The 14,362-nt window shown below is 64.3% G+C and carries 7 protein-coding genes; 4 read left to right on the plus strand and 3 right to left on the minus strand.

Annotation, left to right across the window (positions count from 1 at the left end; translation table 11 throughout):
* Window positions 1-214: 214 nt before the first annotated feature.
* Both purD and Q0063_RS12690 read left to right on the plus strand, forming a co-directional pair.
* Window positions 215-1,492: a phosphoribosylamine--glycine ligase gene (purD, locus tag Q0063_RS12685; protein WP_297872349.1), complete on the plus strand. Its 1,278-nt coding sequence runs from the start codon at window positions 215-217 to the stop codon at window positions 1,490-1,492.
* Window positions 1,493-1,494: 2 nt separating this feature from the next.
* Window positions 1,495-5,253, plus strand: a complete 3,759-nt coding sequence (locus Q0063_RS12690; protein ID WP_297872350.1) for a phosphoribosylformylglycinamidine synthase — start codon at window positions 1,495-1,497, stop codon at window positions 5,251-5,253.
* Window positions 5,254-5,326: 73 nt separating this feature from the next.
* Here Q0063_RS12690 and Q0063_RS12695 read toward each other — a convergent pair whose 3' ends face one another.
* Both Q0063_RS12695 and ftsH read right to left on the minus strand, forming a co-directional pair.
* Window positions 5,327-5,845, minus strand: a complete 519-nt coding sequence (locus Q0063_RS12695) for a GNAT family N-acetyltransferase (protein WP_297872351.1) — start codon at window positions 5,843-5,845, stop codon at window positions 5,327-5,329.
* A 232-nt stretch (window positions 5,846-6,077) separates the two neighbouring features.
* Window positions 6,078-8,279, minus strand: a complete 2,202-nt coding sequence (gene ftsH, locus Q0063_RS12700) for an ATP-dependent zinc metalloprotease FtsH (RefSeq protein WP_297872352.1) — start codon at window positions 8,277-8,279, stop codon at window positions 6,078-6,080.
* 540 nt (window positions 8,280-8,819) lie between these two features.
* Here ftsH and rlmB point away from each other — a divergent pair.
* Together rlmB and Q0063_RS12710 are read left to right on the plus strand one after the other, a co-directional pair.
* Window positions 8,820-9,584: a 23S rRNA (guanosine(2251)-2'-O)-methyltransferase RlmB gene (gene rlmB, locus Q0063_RS12705; RefSeq protein ID WP_297872355.1), complete on the plus strand. Its 765-nt coding sequence runs from the start codon at window positions 8,820-8,822 to the stop codon at window positions 9,582-9,584.
* 16 nt (window positions 9,585-9,600) lie between these two features.
* The gene (locus Q0063_RS12710; protein ID WP_297872353.1) at window positions 9,601-12,141 is read left to right on the plus strand and encodes a hypothetical protein; all 2,541 of its coding nucleotides are present in this window, start codon (window positions 9,601-9,603) and stop codon (window positions 12,139-12,141) included.
* A 154-nt stretch (window positions 12,142-12,295) separates the two neighbouring features.
* Here the strand turns inward: Q0063_RS12710 and Q0063_RS12715 are convergent.
* On the minus strand, window positions 12,296-14,362 hold a 2,067-nt coding region (locus tag Q0063_RS12715; RefSeq protein ID WP_297872354.1), incomplete at its 5' end, for a glutamine synthetase III.

Here is a 14,362-nt window from a genome sequence, read left to right on the forward strand (position 1 = left end):
TCTGCCACGATGCGGACGGCTAAGTAGCATCTTCACTCTCCACTCTTCACTCTCCGCTCTCAACTCTCACACGGAAAGGTTGTGCTTAATAGCTCCCTTCTTGCGGACTGTGAGGAGCTTCGCAAAATGCTGTCTGCCACGATGCGGACGGCTAAGTAGCATCTTCACTCTCCACTCTTCACTCTCCACTCTCACATAGAAAGGTTGTGCTTAGATGAATCTTCTTGTCGTCGGCGGTGGCGGCCGCGAACACGCCATCATCAAGAAATTGAAGGAAAACCCCTCGGTGGAAACCATCTACGCCCTGCCCGGCAACGGCGGCATCGCCCGGGACGCCGTCTGCGTGCCGGAGATTGGCGCAAAAGACATCGAAAAAATCGTGGACTTTGCCAGGACCCACGCCGTGGACTTCGCCGTGGTGGCTCCGGACGACCCCCTGGCCCTGGGCTGCGTGGACCGGCTCCACGAGGCCGGAATCCCCTGCTTCGGCCCTGACGCCAAGGCGGCCCGCATCGAGGCCAGCAAGGTCTTTTCCAAAAACCTGATGAAAAAATACGGCATTCCCACCGCCCGTTACGAGGTCTTCAGCGACCCCGGGACGGCGCTGGACTACCTGCGCGGGGCCTCCTTCCCCATCGTCATCAAGGCCGACGGCCTGGCCCTGGGCAAGGGCGTGCTGATTCCCCAGAACCTCCAGGAGGCCGAGGCGGCGGTGAAAACCATCATGGAGGACAAGGCCTTTGGCGACTCCGGAAACGAGATTGTCATTGAGGAATTTCTGACGGGCCCGGAGGTCAGCGTCCTGGCGTTTACCGACGGCACGGCCATTGCGCCCATGGTCTCCTCCATGGACCACAAGCGGGCGGGGGACGGGGACACCGGCCTCAACACCGGCGGCATGGGCACCGTGGCCCCCAACCCCTGCTACACCCCGGAGATTGCGGCGGTGTGCATGGAGACCATTTTCCAGCCCACCCTGGCGGCCATGCGGGCAGAGGGCTGTCCCTTCAAGGGCTGTCTGTACTTCGGACTGATGCTCACCCCCGACGGCCCCAGGGTCATTGAGTACAACTGCCGCTTCGGTGACCCGGAGACCCAGGTGGTTCTGCCCCTGCTGAAAACCGACCTGCTGACGGTGATGCGGGCCGTGGAGGAGGAAACCCTGGGGGAGTTGACCGTGGAGTGGTCCGATGGGGCCGCCGCCTGCGTCATTCTGGCCTCCGGCGGCTATCCCGGCAGCTGCCCCAAGGGGAAGGAAATCGCCATCCCGGCGGACCTGCCGGAACATGTGACGGTCTACCATGCCGGGGACAGGCTGGAGGGGGACCGCCTCGTCACCAGCGGCGGCCGGGTCCTGGGGGTTACCGCCGCAGGCGATACGCTGGCACAGGCCTTGAAGGACGCCTACGCCGCCGCGGACGCTATCCAATTTGAAGGGAAATACATGCGCCGCGACATCGGACAGAGGGCCCTGCGGGCCCTGGAGGGATAACTATGGTACGGAGACTGTATGTGGAAAAGCGCCCGGGACTCAGCCCCGAGGCCGGCGGCCTGCTGGCGGACCTGCGGGACTTCCTGGGCATTCAGGGCATCACCGGCGTCCGGATTCTCCACCGCTATGACGTGGAGCATCTGGAGGACGCCGCCTTTGCCGAGGCCCGGCGGACGGTGTTCTCCGAGCCCCAGGCAGACGTGGTATGGGACGAGACGGTTCCCGTGGCCGGGGACTGCCCGCACTGGTCCCTGGCGGTGGAGGCCCTGCCGGGGCAGTTTGACCAGCGGGCGGACTCCGCCGCCCAGTGCGTCCAGCTCATGACCGGCGGGGAGCGGCCTTTGGTCCGGGCCGCCACGGAATACCTCTTTGAGAGCGCCGGAGAGGGCCCCTTCCCCTTTACGGAGGAAAACCTGGAGAAGATCCGGCGGCACCTCATCAACCCTGTGGAGTGCCGGGAGGCCTCTTTGGAGAAGCCGGACACCCTGGTCCGGGAGCACCCGGTCCCGGACCGTGTGGAGACCGTCTCCGGCTTCACCGCTATGGACGGGGATGCCCTGTCCGCCCTGCTGGACCGGCTGGGCCTGGCCATGGACCTGGACGACCTGAAATTTTTGCAGGCCTATTTCCGGGACACGGAGAAACGGAACCCCACCATCACAGAGGTCCGGGTGGTGGACACCTATTGGTCCGACCACTGCCGCCACACCACCTTCTCCACCCACATTCTGGAGGCGAATATTGAAAACGAGACCGTAAAGACCGCCTACGCCCACTATCGGGAGCTGCGCCGGGAGGTCTACGGCGAGAGGGCCAAGGACCGCCCGGAGACCCTGATGGACATCGCCACCATCGCCGCCAAGGCCCTGAAAAAGCGGGGCCTGCTTCCGGAGCTGGACGAGAGCGAGGAGATCAACGCCTGTTCCATCCATGTTCCCGCCGAGGTGGACGGGGAGACGCAGGACTGGCTGCTGATGTTCAAAAACGAGACCCACAACCACCCCACGGAAATTGAGCCCTTCGGCGGCGCGGCCACCTGTATCGGCGGCTGCATCCGGGACCCTCTTTCGGGCCGGGCCTATGTTCACCAGGCCATGCGCCTCACCGGCTGCGGCGACCCCCGGACCCCTGTGGAGCAGACCCTGCCGGGGAAGCTCCCCCAGCGGAAAATCTGCCAGACGGCGGCGGCGGGCTACTCCTCCTACGGCAACCAGATCGGTCTGGCCACCGGCCATGTGGCGGAGCTCTATCACCCGGGATATGTCGCCAAGCACATGGAGGTGGGGGCAGTGGTGGGCGCGGCCCCGGCGGCGAACGTCCGCCGGGAGCGGCCCGCCCCCGGGGATGTGGTCATCCTTCTGGGAGGCCGCACAGGCCGGGACGGCATCGGCGGAGCCACGGGCTCCTCCAAGAGCCACAATCAGAAATCCCTCCAGACCATGGCCAGCGAGGTCCAGAAGGGCAACGCCCCGGAGGAGCGGAAGATTCAGCGCCTCTTCCGGAACGGGGAGGTCACCCGCCTCATCAAGCGCTGCAACGACTTTGGCGCGGGAGGCGTGTCCGTGGCCATCGGCGAGCTGGCCGACGGCCTCACCATCGACCTGGACGCGGTGCGCAAAAAATACGACGGCCTGGACGGCACGGAGCTGGCTATTTCCGAGAGCCAGGAGCGCATGGCGGTGGTGGTGGCGCCCCAGGACGCGGAGGCCTTCATCGCCGCCGCACGGGCGGAGAATCTGGAGGCGTATCAGGTGGCCGTGGTGACGGCGGAGCCCCGGATGGTCATGCGGTGGCAAGGGGAAACCATTGTCAGCCTCAGCCGGGAATTCCTGAACTCCAACGGCGCGGTGAAGCGGGCCACCGTTTACGTGCCCCCCCATGACGACGACGCGGGCTTCCATCTGAGAGAGGAGCGATTCGACTCCTTCGAGGATATGGCTGCAAGCCTCACCTGCGCCTCCCGCCGGGGATTGGTGGAACGCTTTGACGGCTCCATCGGCGCGGGCAGTCTGCTGATGCCCTTCGGCGGCAGATTCCAGAGAACCCCCGCCCAGGTCATGGCGGCGCTGCTGCCGGTTCTGCCGGGGCAGGAGACGGAGCAGGCCAGCGTCATGTCCTGGGCCTGCGACCCCGAGGAGATGTCCGTCGACCCGTTCTGCGGCGCTTATACCGCCGTGGAGGACTCCATCACAAAGCTGGTGGCCGCAGGGGCGGACTACCGGAAGGTCTACCTCACCCTCCAGGAATATTTTGAAAAGCTTCGCACGAACCCGGCCAGCTGGGGCAAGCCCTTTGCCGCCCTGCTGGGGGCCATGGAGGCCCAGATGGACTACGGCGCGGCGGCCATTGGCGGCAAGGATTCCATGTCCGGGTCCTTCCTGGATATGGACGTGCCCCCGACGCTGGTCTCCTTCGCCATCGCCCCCATCAGGGCCCATGAGCTCATCACGCCGGAGTTCAAGGAGCCGGGACATCCCGTGTACTTCTTCTGCGGCGGCGGAAAGACCGAGGATATCAAGGCGTGCTGGGACCGGTACCACGCCCTGTGCCAGGCGGGCAAGGTGAAAGCCGCCTGGGCCCTGACGGAGGGCGCGGCGGCGGAAGCGGTGATGAAGATGTCCTTCGGCAACCGCATCGGCTTCGACGTGAAAAATGTCAAACAGAAGGTTGAGAACTATTTCTGGTCCATCAGCAATCCCCACTCCATCATTGCCGAGCTGTCCGAGGAGGTTCCCGAGGAATGGGGAATTTCCAAAATCGGTGAGACCGTGGCGGAACACACCATCACGCTGAAGCACCGCCGGTTCGGAAAGCCGGAGCGCTACTCCGTTGATAAGCTGTTGGACCTGAATGAGTCCGTACTGGCGGACGTGTATCCCACCCGGGCCTTTGTCTCCGGCGAGGCCCCTGAGCTGCCCTGTCCCGCCTTCACCCGGCCCGTCCCCAGGATTGGCGCGGCCAGGCCCAGGGTCCTCATCCCCGTTTTCCCCGGCACCAATTGCGAGTACGACAGCGCCCGGGCCGCTCAGAGGGCGGGGCTGGAGGCGGAAATCTTCGTCATCAACAACCAGTCCGCCGCCGACGTGGCGGAGTCCGCCGCCGCCTTCGCAGAAAAGCTGCGGCAGAGTCAGATTCTTTTCCTGCCCGGCGGCTTCTCCGGCGGCGACGAGCCCGACGGCTCCGGCAAGTTCATCACGGCCTTCCTCCGGGGACCGGAGACCTCCGAGGCGGTGATGGACCTGCTGAAGAACCGGGACGGCCTGGCCCTGGGCATCTGCAACGGCTTCCAGGCCCTGGTCAAGCTGGGTCTGGCGCCCTACGGCGAGATTGTGGACTGCGGAGAGCAGGACCCCACCCTGACCTTTAACGTCATCGGGCGGCACCAGTCCAGAATCGTTCGCACCCGCATTGTCTCCAACCGCTCCCCCTGGCTGGCCCGGGTGAAGCCCGGCGAGATTTACGCCGTTCCTGTCTCCCATGGCGAAGGGCGGTTCCTCTGCCCGCCGGACCTGCTGCAAAAACTGGCGGACAACGGCCAGATTGCCACCCAGTACGCGGACCTCAACGGCTGTCCTTCCATGGCCCCGGATTTCAACCCCAACGGCTCTGTCTGGGCGGTGGAGGGCATCACCTCCCCCGACGGGCGGGTCTTCGGCAAGATGGGCCACGCCGAACGGGTGGGCCCCGGCCTGTACCGGAATGTTCCCGGCGATTATGACCTGGGCCTGTTCCAGTCGGCCAGGGACTATTTCAGCCTGTGAGCCCGGACCCCCTGACGGCAGGCACTCCACGAAAAAGCCAGGACCTTTTCAGGTCCTGGCTTTTGTCCGCAGATTACAGTTTTTTCTCGTAGCAGTTCAGTATCTCGTGGATGTAGCCCTGGAAAAAGAACTCCGTGGCCCCGGCCAGCCGGTAGCCGAGGGAGGGATACAGGCGGTTTGCGGGGACGTTGCCCTCCCAGGTGTCCAGACGGATGACAGTTTTACCCTGGGCTCTGGCGGTCTCCTCACAGAAGGCCACCATCTGCTTGGCATACCCCCTGCCGGACCGGGCGGGATGGATGCAGAGGGTGTGGATGACGCCCACCTGGTCCGCCTCCGCCGGAATGGACCAGGGAATCCGGTCGTACTCCGGCAGCTGCTGGCCATTGAGATTCACCACGCCCCAGAGAGCGCCGTCCTCCTCTCCCACATAAAGCGTCCCGGCGTCCAGTGCCTGCCGTGCATCCCCTGTTGTAGGGTAGCTCCCCCGAAGCCAGTTGGTGTAGACGGGGCCCTGGTCCTCCCGGTCGAAAATGGCCTCGTAGATTTCGCCGATCTGTGTCAAATCAGCAGCTTCAGCAAGTCGAAACATAATGGTACCTCTTTCTCTTCCGGGGGAGGAATCCCCCGGACCCCCTCTTTTTAGTACCGCGTTTTGGTCAGGTGTTTGCGGATGTCTGGAGCACGCGGCTGGGACTCCGGAGCGTCTTTTTAGTTACGCGTTTCAGTCAGGCGCTCACGGATATCTGGAGCACGCGGTTAGGACTCCGGAGTGTCTAGGGAAGACGGTCCCCTTTTTTTAGTTCTGTGTTTTGGCTGGGCGCTCAGTGTCCGGCGGGGTCCTTGGGCTCTTCGCCGTCCGCTTTTTTCTTGCCGCTGTCCCCGGCTTCGGCCGGGTCCTCCGGCGCACCGGCCTCGTCCTTCTCCAGAAGATCCGCCGGGGGCTCAATCTTCTGAGAAATCATGTGGACCTTTTGGGCCGGGGCCTCAATCTCCGCCGGGCGGGTGGAGGCATAGGGGTTTTCCACCTGCTCCGGGTCCCGGCCCTCGATAATGGCCACCATCTCGCCGCCGGTGATGGTCTCCTTTTCCAGCAGGTAGGCCACCACCTTGTCCATGTCCTCCCGGCAGCTCTTGATAATCTCCACAGCGCTGGCATAGCACTCGTCCAGCAGTACCTTCACCGCCTTGTCCATGGCGGCGGCGGTGTCCTGGGCGCAGTCCATGCCATAGCCCCCGTCCAGGTACTGGTTCCGCCGGGAGGCCAGAGCCATCATGCCGAATTCCTCGCTCATGCCGAACATGGCCACCATGTTCCGGGCTACGTTGGTGGCGTCCTGAATGTCCTGGGAGGCCCCGTTGGTCATGGTGTCCATCACCACCTCCTCAGCGGCCCGCCCGCCCATGGAGACGGTGATTTTTGCCATCAGCTCGTCTTTGGTGCGCAGCTCGGTCTTGTCCTCCTCGGGCATCAGCAGCGTGTAGCCCAGGGAGCCCTGCGTGTGGGGAACAATGGTGATTTTCTGCACCGGTTCGGTGTTCTTCTGCTTATAGGCCACCATGGCGTGGCCCACCTCGTGATAGGCCACCAGTTTTTTCTCGAATTCCGTCAGGACGCTGCCCTTCTTCTCCGTGCCGGCGATGACCAGCTCGAAGGCGGCCAGCATGTCTTCCTGCGTCACCAGCTTCCGGCCCTTCCGGACGGCCCGGAGGGCGGCCTCGTTGACCAGATTGGCAAGGTCCGCGCCTACGCAGCCGGCAGTGGCCAGGGCGACCTTTTTGAGGTTCACGTCCTCCGCCAGCTTGATGTTCCGGGTGTGAACCTGGAGGGTGGCGATGCGGCCCGCCAGATTGGGCCGGTCGATGGTGATGCGCCGGTCAAAGCGGCCGGGACGCAGCAGAGCCTGGTCCAGCACCTCCGGGCGGTTGGTGGCCGCCAGAAGGATGACGCCCTTGGTGGGGTCGAAGCCGTCCATCTCCGCCAGCAGCTGGTTCAGGGTCTGTTCCCGCTCGTCGTTGCCGCCCATGCGGTTGTCCCGGGATTTGCCGATGGTGTCGATCTCGTCGATGAAGACGATGCAGGGGGCCACCTTGCTGGCCTCCTTGAAGAGGTCCCGGACCCGGGACGCGCCCACGCCCACGAACATCTCCACAAAGTCGGAACCGGAGATGGAGAAGAAGGGCACGCTGGCCTCTCCGGCCACGGCCTTGGCCAGCAGGGTTTTGCCGGTGCCCGGAGGGCCCACCAGCAGAGCGCCCTTGGGGAGCTTGGCGCCGATTTCCGTGTACTTCCCGGGATTGTGGAGGAAGTCGATGATTTCCGTCAGGGATTCCTTGGCCTCGTCCTGACCGGCCACGTCCTTGAAGGTGACGCCGGTGGATTTTTCCATATAGACCTTGGCGTTGGACTTGCCCACGCCGCCGATGCCGCCCATGCCCCCCATGCCTTTCTTTGCCATCCAGCTCATGCCGAAGGACAACACCAGCATAATGACCAGGAAGGGCAGCAGGTTGATGAGGAACAGCAGAATGGGGCTGATGGGAGCCCGATAGTCCTCGTTGACCCGGACGCCCTGCTCCAGCAGCATGTCCACCGTGGCGTCGTTGGACTGAATCTGAACGGTGAAGAGCTCCAGAGTGACCCGCTGCTCCTGGCCCAGGATGTCCTGATAGACATAGCCGTCAAAGCCGGGGTCCGTTTCGGTTTTCTCGACGATGGTCCGGGTGTAGACAACACCCTGGGGGTCGGTGTAGGTTTTGCCCTCCTTCAGCGTAATCAGGAGGATGGCCTCGTCGGTGTCGAAGTCCACCGCATCCACATCGCCGCTTTCCACCATATCCAGGAACTGGCTGTATTCCATCTCGACGGAGGAAGCCCGGTGCCCGGCGCTGGTCATGTAGTTGGTGGCGTAGCTGACGACGGCGGTCAGCAGCAGGGCCCAGCAGATCAGGTGAATAAAGCCCCGCCAGTTGTTGTTGGTGTTTTTGCCGTCTCCCGGCTTGTTGTTTTTATTGTTTTGGTCCATTTATGGAAGACTCCTTTCAGAGAAACGCGAAATGAGCAGAGAATAGCCGCCGCGGCTGATAAACAAGCGAAGCATCTGTTCCCCGGGGGACGCCGCCAGGGGGCAGAGCCCTGTAAAGAAAGAGATGCGCGGTCAACTCAGGAACCCGTACGCGTCCCTGATGACCGTGAAACGGCCCTGCGGCTGCCTCATGGTCAGGCCCCGGCGCGGTTCGCGCGCCGCAGGCCGTTGCCCGCCTCAAAAAATGTCTGCCGGTTTTCAGGTGTTTTGACCAGTATAGTGCAGTATAACACAGAAACCCGGCGGTCACAAGGACAAGCGGCTCTTTTTTCATGAAATTTCTGTAAATAAACCCTGACAGCCCCAGAGAAGCGTCCCATGAAGTCCGCCCCCTGCACCTCATCCGCCTGATGAAATACGTTTCCGGCTCCGGGGCTCCGCGGGCATCCTGTGCAAATTCCCACTTTATTGTCCCGCCGCTTTATGGTATACTGTTCCATGTATTCGACCAAATAACCGACAGAGAGGGAACCGACCATGATGGAAGACTGGAAGACGAGAAACGAAGAGGCCGACGGCGTTATTGAGGGCCGCAACGCGGTGATCGAGGCCCTGCGGGCCGGGACCGCCATTGACAAGATTTATCTCCAGAAGGGAGAGACGGACAAGACCCTGGGCCACATCGCCGCCAAGGCCCGGGCGGCCGGCACGGTGGTGGTGGAGGCGGACCGGCGGAAGCTGGACGCCATGAGCCGCACCCATGCCCATCAGGGCGTCATCGCCCTGGCGGCGGTGCGGGCCTATGCCTCGGTGGAGGAGATTCTCCGGTCGGCGGCGGACAGGGGGGAGCCTCCCCTGATTGTGGTCTGCGACGAGCTCAGCGACCCCCACAACCTGGGGGCGGTGATCCGGACGGCGGAGTGCGCCGGAGCCCATGGAGTGGTGATTCCCAAGCGGCGCAGCGCCGGACTGACGGCGGTGGTGGCCAAGACCTCCGCCGGGGCGGTGGCCCATGTGCCGGTGGCCCGGGTGCCGAACCTGCCCGCCCTGCTGGAGGAGCTGAAAAAACAGGGCCTTTGGGTTTTCGGCACGGCGGCGGACGGAGCCACCCGGCTCTATGACGCCGATTTGAAGGGCCCCGCCGCCATTGTCATCGGCAGCGAGGGGGAGGGCATGGGCCGTCTGGTGCGGGAGCACTGCGACGTGCTGGTGAGCATTCCCATGCGGGGGAAGCTGAATTCCCTGAACGCCTCGGCGGCGGCGGCCATTCTCCTGTATGAGGCGGTCCGCCAGCGGATGGAATGAAAAGCGAGGGGGAGACATGGCGGAAGAGCACAGCATCAAAAATCTGGATCATACCCTGACCCATACCGACGTGCCCGCCTCGGACGAGGAGTTTTCCCTGGAGGAGATTCTGGCGGAGTACGGCGGGAGTCTGGAACAGCAGCTGCTGCGCCAGGCGGAATCGGCAGCGGAACCCAAAGAGGCGGAATCTCCGGAGGAAGCGCCGGAGCCCAAACAGGCGGAGCCTCCGAAGGAAGCGGAACCCACAACGGCAGAGTCTCCGAAAGAAACGCCGCCGGAACCCCGGCAGGCAGAGCCTCCAAAGGAAACGCCGGAGACTCCGAAGGAGGCAGAACCCAAAGAGAAGGAGCCTCTTGAGGAAACACCGCCGGAGGCCGGGGAAACGGACATTACGCTTGAGCAGATTCTGCTGGAGGCCGCCCGGATGAGGGAGGAAGCCCCGCCGGAAGCCGAAACGGAGAGAGCGCCGGAGGTCAAAAGGGCAGAGCTTTTCAGGGAGACGCCGCCGGAGGTCAAAACGGCAGAGCCTCCGGAGAAAGCGCCGTCGAAGGCCAAAACGACAGAACTTCCGGAGAAATCGCCGCCGGAAGCCAAAACGGCAGAATCTCCAGAGAAGGCGCCGCCGAAACACAGAACGGAAGAACCTCCAGAGAAGGCACCGCCGAAGGCGGGAGCAAAAAAGGTGCCGGAGACGGGAGCCGGGACGCCGGCGGTTTCCCGGGAGGATGCGGATGTGCTGCGGGAACCCCTGTCCGCTCGGTCCATCTCCATTGAGGAGATGGTGAACAGCACCGTGGAGGCGGTGATGGAGGAGCAGGCGGAGGAGCCCATCCTGTCCCCGCGCCGGGGCCTGTTCTCCCGGAGGCGGATGGAGGACACGGAGGAGCTGCCGGGCCCGCCGGAGCCGGAACCGGAGTATGTGCCGGAGCCCATCGGTCCGGAGCCGGACCTGCGGGACGTGGCCCAGGACTGCCGGGAGCGGTATCTGTCCCGTAAAAAGTCCCTGCTGCCGCCGCTGCTGGCGGCGCTGCCGCCCACGGCGGCGCTGCTGGCGGAGCGGAGGGGGCTGACGGTGCCCCTCTGGTCCGGGGACCCCCATTTTCAGAGCCTGGCGCTGCTGGCCTGCCTGGGCGTAACGGCGCTGCTGTGCCGGTATGTGTTTTTGAAGGCGGCGGTGATGCTGGCCCGGCGGCGCTGCGTCAGCGAGCTGCTGATTGCCGTTTCCGTTCTGGCGGCGGCGGCGGACTGCGTGGTCCGCCTGCGGCTGGAGGAGCGGAGCGCCGTGATGCCCTACGCCGCCATTCCCTGCCTGGCCCTGGTGTTCGCCCAGTGGGGCGTCCGGAGGGAGAGCCGGGGGGATTACGACATGTTCCGCACCGCCGCCATGGACGACGAGCCGCCCTATCTGGTGACGGACACCCAGAGGGGTGCCTGCAAGCAGCGGGGCTCCGTCCCCGGCTTCTATACCACGGCGGCCCGGGACAACGCGGCGGTGCTGTGGCAGACGGCGCTGCTGCCGGTGTTCGGCACGGCGGCCTTTGTGTTCGCGGGGCTCAGCTCCTTCGGTCAGGGGCGGAAGGCGGACTTCTTCCTGAATCTGTCCGCCATCTTATCCGCGGCGGGCACCTTCTCCCTGGCCCTGTGCTGGCCCCTGCCCTGGTCCAGGCTGGCCGGGCATCTGCAAAAGTCCGGGTCCGCCGTGGCGGGCTGGTCCGGAGCCCAGAAAATCAGCCGGAAACGCTGCATGATTGTGACGGACAGCGACCTCTTCCCGCCGGGCACCATCCAGCTCAAGGCCCACAGGCTCTATGGCGAGGAGCTGGGCAGGGCCGCCTCCCTCGCCGCCTCCGTGGCCAGGGCCGCCGGATGCGGACTGGAGCGGTTTTTTGACGGCCTGCTCCGGGCTGAGGGCGGGTCCTATGAGGAAGTGGAGGATTTCAGCTTTTACGAGGAAGGCGGGTATTCCGGCATGATCCGCGGGGAATCTGTGCTGATGGGCACCGGACCCTTCCTGCGGAAAATGGGCGTCCGGATGCCCGGAGACGTGAATCTGCGGACCGGCGTCTTTCTGGCGGTGGACAAGACCCTGGCTGCCGTATTCGCTGTGAAGTATAACCCGTCGGACAATGTGGATTTCGCGTTGAATATGATGCGCCGCAGCCGCATTCTGCCCATTCTGGCCTCCCGGGACCCCAACATCACCCCGGCCCTGCTCCGGCGGAAGTTCAGCAGAGGCGTCCGGCTGGAGTACCCGGACCTGTCGGAGCGGGTGGCCCTCAGCGAGGCGGAGAACGACCGGGATCTGCCCCGCGCCCTGCTGCTCCGGGAGGGCCTTCTGCCCTATGCCGAGACGGTGGCGGGGAGCCTGCGGCTGTGCAGGGCCGTCCGCTGGGCGGCGGCGCTGTCCCTGCTGGGGAGCTGGGCGGGGACCCTGCTGAGCTTCTACCTGGTGTCCCTGGGGGCCTATGACCTGCTGAATCCCCTGGCCCTGGAGATGTTTCTGCTGCTGTGGACCCTGCCGGTGCTGCTGGTGTCGGACTGGTCGGGGCGGTACTGACCGGCGGCGGGACGCGGAGAAGAGGGAACAGACGCCCCGGGCGGCCGGACAGAGGCAGGGGCTTCGGCCGTGCCGGAAGCCGGACAGGATACATGAAAAGGCCCCCTTCCCGTGCGGGAAGGGGGCCTTTTGCGGCAACGGGGAAGCGCCGGCATCAGACGGAGAACAGCAGCTGGCTGTACACGGGCATGGGCCAGTACTCGGCGGCGGTGAGAACCTCCAGAGCGTCCACGGAGGTCCGGGCATTGGCCATGTGGGGGACCAGAACGTCGTGGCAGTAGCGCATGGCCGCCTCCAGCCCGGCGGGCAGCTCCTCCAGGTCCGAGGTCAGGACGCGGCACTCCTCCATCAGATCGTCGGTGATTTTGGCCACGCCTTTGGCGGTGTTGACCTCATAGGCGCAGGGGACGTCCATGCGCTTTTTGCTGTCTGCCCGGGTGCAGAGGTCGGCGGCGTACCGGGAGACGGCGGGGAGAATGTCGTGGCGGATCATGTCAATCATGGTGCTGGCCTCAATTTTCAGGACATTGACATAGTTTTCCACATGGATTTCGTACCGGGCCTGAATCTCCTCCTTGATGTAGATGCCGTGCCTGACGAAAAGGTCCACGTTCTTGGGGGCGACATAGGCCGGCAGGGCGTCGGCGGCGGATTTGAGGTTGCTCAGACCCCGCTGCTCCGCCTCGGCAATCCAGGCCCCGTCATATCCGTTGCCGTTGAAAATGATGCGCTGATGCTGGGTGAAGACCCGGCGGATCAGCTTTTGCAGGTCGCTCTGGAAGTCGGTGGACTGCTCCAGCTCGTCGGCAAACTGCTTCAGCTCCTCAGCCATGATGGTGTTCAGGGCGATGTTGGGCCCGGAGATGGACTGAGAGGAGCCCAGCATCCGGAACTCAAATTTGTTGCCGGTGAAGGCCATGGGGGAGGTCCGGTTCCGGTCCGTGGTGTCCTGGCGGATGGCGGGGAGGACGTCCACACCGATTTCCAGGGTCTTCTTGCTGGCGTCGGTGTACTCGGTGCCCTGGATGATGGACTCCACCACGGCGTTCAGCTCGTCTCCCAGGAAGATGGAGATGACGGCGGGAGGGGCCTCCTGGGCGCCCAGACGGTGGTCGTTTCCGGCGGTGGCCACGGTGGTGCGGAGAAAGTCCTGATATTCGTCCACACCTTTGACAAAGGCCGCCAGGAACAGCAGGAACTGGGCGTTCTGGCTGGGGGTGGAGCCGGGGCGGAAAAGGTTTTTGCCGGTGTCGGTGCCCAGGGACCAGTTGTTGTGCTTGCCGGAGCCGTTGACGCCGGCAAAGGGCTTTTCATGGAGCAGGCAAACCAGGTCGTGGCGGTCCGCCACCTTCTTCATGACCTCCATGACCAGCTGATTCTGGTCACAGGCGGTGTTGGCGTCGGTGTAGATGGAGGCCATTTCGTGCTGGGAGGGGGCCACCTCGTTGTGCTTGGTCTTGGAGGGGACCCCCAGGGACCAGAGGGTTTCATCCAGGTCCTTCATAAAGGCGGCTACACGGGGCTTGATGGCTCCATAGTAGTGGTCGTCCAGCTCCTGGCCTCTGGGGGGCTTTGCGCCGAAGAGGGTCCGGCCCGCCATGCGCAGATCCTTCCGCCGGGCATAGAGCTGCTTGTCGATGAGGAAGTACTCCTGTTCGGGGCCCACCTGGGCAATGACCCGGCGGGTCTGGGTGTCACCGAAGAGGCGGAGAATCCGAATGGCCTGACGGCTCATTTCGTCCAGGGACCGCAGCAGGGGGGTCTTCTTGTCCAGGGCGTGGCCGGAATAGGAACAGAAAATGGTGGGGATGCAGAGGGTGCCCTCCTTCAAAAAGGCGAAGGATGTGGGGTCCCAGGCGGTGTAGCCCCGGGCCTCGAAGGTGGCCCGGAGACCGCCGGAGGGGAAGGAGGAGGCGTCCGACTCACCCCGGACCAGCTCCTTGCCGGAGAACTCCATCATGATTCTGCCGCCGCCGATGGGGTTGATGAAGCTGTCGTGTTTTTCGGCGGTGACGCCGGTCATGGGCTGGAACCAGTGGGTGAAGTGGGTGGCTCCCTTTTCCACGGCCCACTGCTTCATGGCCTCGGCAATCTCGTTGGCGGTGGAGATGTCCAGGCTGGTGCCCTCGGTGACGCATTTTTTCCATGCGCCGTAGGAGGCGGGGGGGATCATCATGGGGATCTGGGTGGCGTATGTACTGGCATCATACCACTGGAAATC

The sequence above is a fragment of the uncultured Oscillibacter sp. genome (genome assembly GCF_947654275.1).
In the GTDB taxonomy this organism is placed as follows: domain Bacteria; phylum Bacillota; class Clostridia; order Oscillospirales; family Oscillospiraceae; genus Oscillibacter.

Bases quoted from the DNA above. Each gene is read 5' to 3' on its own strand.
- ftsH (WP_297872352.1), bottom strand. From the start codon at position 8,279: ATGGACCAAAACAATAAAAACAACAAGCCGGGAGACGGCAAAAACACC.
- rlmB (WP_297872355.1), top strand. From the start codon at position 8,820: ATGGAAGACTGGAAGACGAGAAACGAAGAGGCCGACGGCGTTATTGAG.
- purD (WP_297872349.1), top strand. From the start codon at position 215: ATGAATCTTCTTGTCGTCGGCGGTGGCGGCCGCGAACACGCCATCATC.
- Q0063_RS12695 (WP_297872351.1), bottom strand. From the start codon at position 5,845: ATGTTTCGACTTGCTGAAGCTGCTGATTTGACACAGATCGGCGAAATC.
- Q0063_RS12690 (WP_297872350.1), top strand. From the start codon at position 1,495: ATGGTACGGAGACTGTATGTGGAAAAGCGCCCGGGACTCAGCCCCGAG.
- Q0063_RS12710 (WP_297872353.1), top strand. From the start codon at position 9,601: ATGGCGGAAGAGCACAGCATCAAAAATCTGGATCATACCCTGACCCAT.